This is a genomic window from Ilumatobacter sp., from assembly GCF_049588435.1.
Classification (GTDB): Bacteria; Actinomycetota; Acidimicrobiia; order Acidimicrobiales; family Ilumatobacteraceae; genus Ilumatobacter_A.
In genome coordinates this window covers 1-2927 of sequence record NZ_JBAVYV010000222.1, presented here as the reverse complement: position 1 = coordinate 2927, position 2927 = coordinate 1, and the positions used below count along the sequence as shown (strand labels likewise).

Genomic DNA, 2927 nt, shown 5'->3' with positions numbered 1-2927 from the left:
CCACCGTGCTCGGCGCCGCGAGGTGTGCGAGCGCCGCCTGCGATGCCGCCAGCGCGCTGGCGATGCTCGCGTCCGCGAGGTGTCCCTCGCTCCCGACCCAGTCGCCGGCGATGAAGACATGATCGTGATCGGTCGCCGTCACCGACGGGCGACCCCGGCGGCCTCCGGTCTCGACGGTCGGGATCGCGGAGACGGCCGTCATCCGGTGGAGTCGGCGGCTCACGGTGACGTCGTCGCGATCGATGCCGATCCGGTCGATGTCGGACCAGATCATGTCGGGGTCCGGTTCGGTGTCGGCCGTGAGGTACTGCATGGCCGAGACCACGAATGAACCCTCGGGTGCCAGCTTCGCGACCGTCGAATGGTTCGAAAAGTAGAACGGACGGTCGGCGCCGATGACGAAATCGTGGGGTGGGGGAGCGGACAGCCCGAGGTCGATGCACGACACATCCGCGCTCGGACCGACGTCGTAGGCACGGCCGGTGAGGTGTCCGACGAGGGTCGGCGATCCTGCGGCCACGATCACGACCCGGGCATCGGGGAGCTCGTCGACCGCCGCGTCGGTCTCGATCGAGACGCCGGGTCGGGCGGCCAAGCCCTTGATGATTCGTTGCCAGCCTCCGTCGACATAGTGCACCGCCTGCTGGGCCGTCTGCAGTTGTGCGATCGCCACGTCGGCGCTGAGCGTGTCGATGTCGCCGGCGTATGTGGTCAGACGGACGAGCGCGCGCAGCAGACGCCGGGGCCGATCTCGTCCGACGTTGCGGTCGATCCATTGCCCGGCGGTGAGTCCCGCGTGGTCGAACGGATCGACCTTGCCGAGTGATGTGAGCAAGCGTGCGAACTCGACCTTCTCGGCGAATCCGAGCGCTCGGCTGGACAGCAGCGAGCCCGGGCCGGTCGGAAGCACCTGCAATCGATCGTCGATCATCAGCCGGGAGCGCGGCGTCGGGCGACCACCGGCGAGGTCGATCCCGAGTTCGGAGAGGACCTTCCAGGCGGGTCCGCCCCGGTAGAGCGCGTGGGGGCCCTGGTTGAACAGGAAGCCGGAGCGTTCGTCGGTGGTGGCGAGTCCGCCGAGGCGTCCGCGCCGTTCGAGAACGGTCACCGAGTGGCCGCCTCGGGCAACCAGGGCAGCGGCGGCCAGACCGGCCAACCCGCCACCGATCACGATGACATCAGAGGAGTGCGTGTGGTTCATGCCTGTTTGACGATCCGTTGACCAGAAGTGTGACATCGTCGACGTTCGGGTTCGGGACGCGCCGGCGCATGGCGTCGCCGAGTGCGGCTGCCTCATGGTGCTGTTACGATCTTGTGTTGCGTTCTCGCCCGAGCGCGCAATGTCCCATTCCTGATTTCTGATTGTCCGAAAGCCGATTCCCTTGACCGACACCGCTACCTCCTCCTCCTCGACCGCTTCCGAATTCGGAACGTTCGACGAAGAGGGCAATTACACACCCCGCGAGATCACCTCCGACGATCTCGGCATGTCCTTCGAAGAGGCCATCGCCGGAACGATGGTCGAGGTCGAAGACGGCCAGATGGTCAACGGAACCGTCGTCAAGATCGACAAGGACGAAGTCCTCCTCGACATCGGCTACAAGAGCGAAGGCGTCATCCCCAGCCGTGAGCTGAGCATCCGCAACGACGTCGACCCGTCCGAGGTCGTCGGCATCGGTGAAGTCATCGAAGCACTCGTCCTCACGAAGGAAGACAAGGAAGGACGCCTCGTCCTCTCGAAGAAGCGCGCTCAGTACGAGCGGGCATGGGGCGACATCGAGGCCAAGAAGGAAGCCGACGAAGTCGTGTCCGGACCGGTCATCGAGGTCGTCAAGGGCGGCCTCATCGTCGACATCGGCCTGCGCGGCTTCCTGCCCGCATCGCTCGTCGAACTGCGCCGCGTCCGTGACCTCGCGCCGTACATCGGCACCCAGGTCCACGCCAAGATCATCGAACTCGACAAGAACCGCAACAACGTGGTCCTGTCCCGTCGCGCCTACCTGGAAGAGAACCAGAAGGAAACCCGCGACCAGTTCCTCAACAACCTCAAGGTCGGCGAAGTCCGCGAAGGGACCGTGTCGAGCGTCGTCTCGTTCGGCGCATTCGTCGACCTCGGTGGCATGGACGGACTCATCCACGTGTCCGAGCTGTCGTGGAAGCATGTCGACCACCCCGGCTCCGTCGTCACCGTGGGTGACCCGGTCAAGGTGCAGGTCCTCGACGTCGACTTCAGCCGGGAGCGCATCAGCCTCTCGTTGAAGGCCACGCAGCAGGATCCGTGGCAGGAGTTCGCCGAGGGCCACCAGGTCGGCCAGCTCGTCTACGGACGGGTCACCAAGCTCGTGCAGTTCGGCGCGTTCGTCCAGGTCGGCGACGGCATCGAAGGCCTCGTGCACATCTCGGAGATGTCGGCACACCACGTCGACAGCCCCGAGCAGGTCGTCACGCCGGGCGAGGAGCTGTGGGTCAAGATCATCGACCTCGACCTCCAGCGTCGCCGGATCAGCCTCTCGATCAAGCAGGCCGCCGAGGGTGGAGAGCTCGCTGCCGAGTACCGCGAGCACTTCGAGATCGACGAAGCCGGCAACTACGTCCAGGGCGAAGCATCGGCCGAGGCCGAGGCCGCTTGGAGCGAGTACTACGGCGACGCCGGCGAGGGTGAGACCCCGGCCACCGAAGACGGCGCCGAGGCTCCCGCGACCGACGAGGTCGCGACCGACGAGGCTCCGGCCGCGGACGAGGCTCCGGTTGCCGAAGAAGCTCCCGCTGTCGCGGCCGCACCCACCGAAGAAGAGACGCCCGCATCGGAGTGATCCTGCCAACTGGTGCCTGACACCAGTTGTCCGAACGATGAATGCTGCCCGGCTCCTCGGAGTCGGGCAGTATTCGTTTTCGTGATCGTTGTTGGATTGACCGGAGGAATCGGC

At 66.0% G+C, this 2927-nt stretch carries 2 protein-coding genes; one reads left to right on the top strand and one right to left on the bottom strand.

The window, feature by feature from the left end; all coding sequences use genetic code 11:
* Positions 1-1201: FAD-dependent oxidoreductase (locus WBV89_RS08535; RefSeq protein WP_423980909.1), on the bottom strand; the 1201-nt coding region annotated here is incomplete at its 3' end.
* A gap of 286 nt (positions 1202-1487) precedes the next feature.
* Here WBV89_RS08535 and rpsA point away from each other — a divergent pair.
* A complete protein-coding gene (gene rpsA / locus WBV89_RS08530; protein WP_423980910.1) occupies positions 1488-2813 on the top strand; it encodes a 30S ribosomal protein S1 in 1326 nt (441 codons plus the stop codon).
* Positions 2814-2927 lie beyond the last annotated feature (114 nt).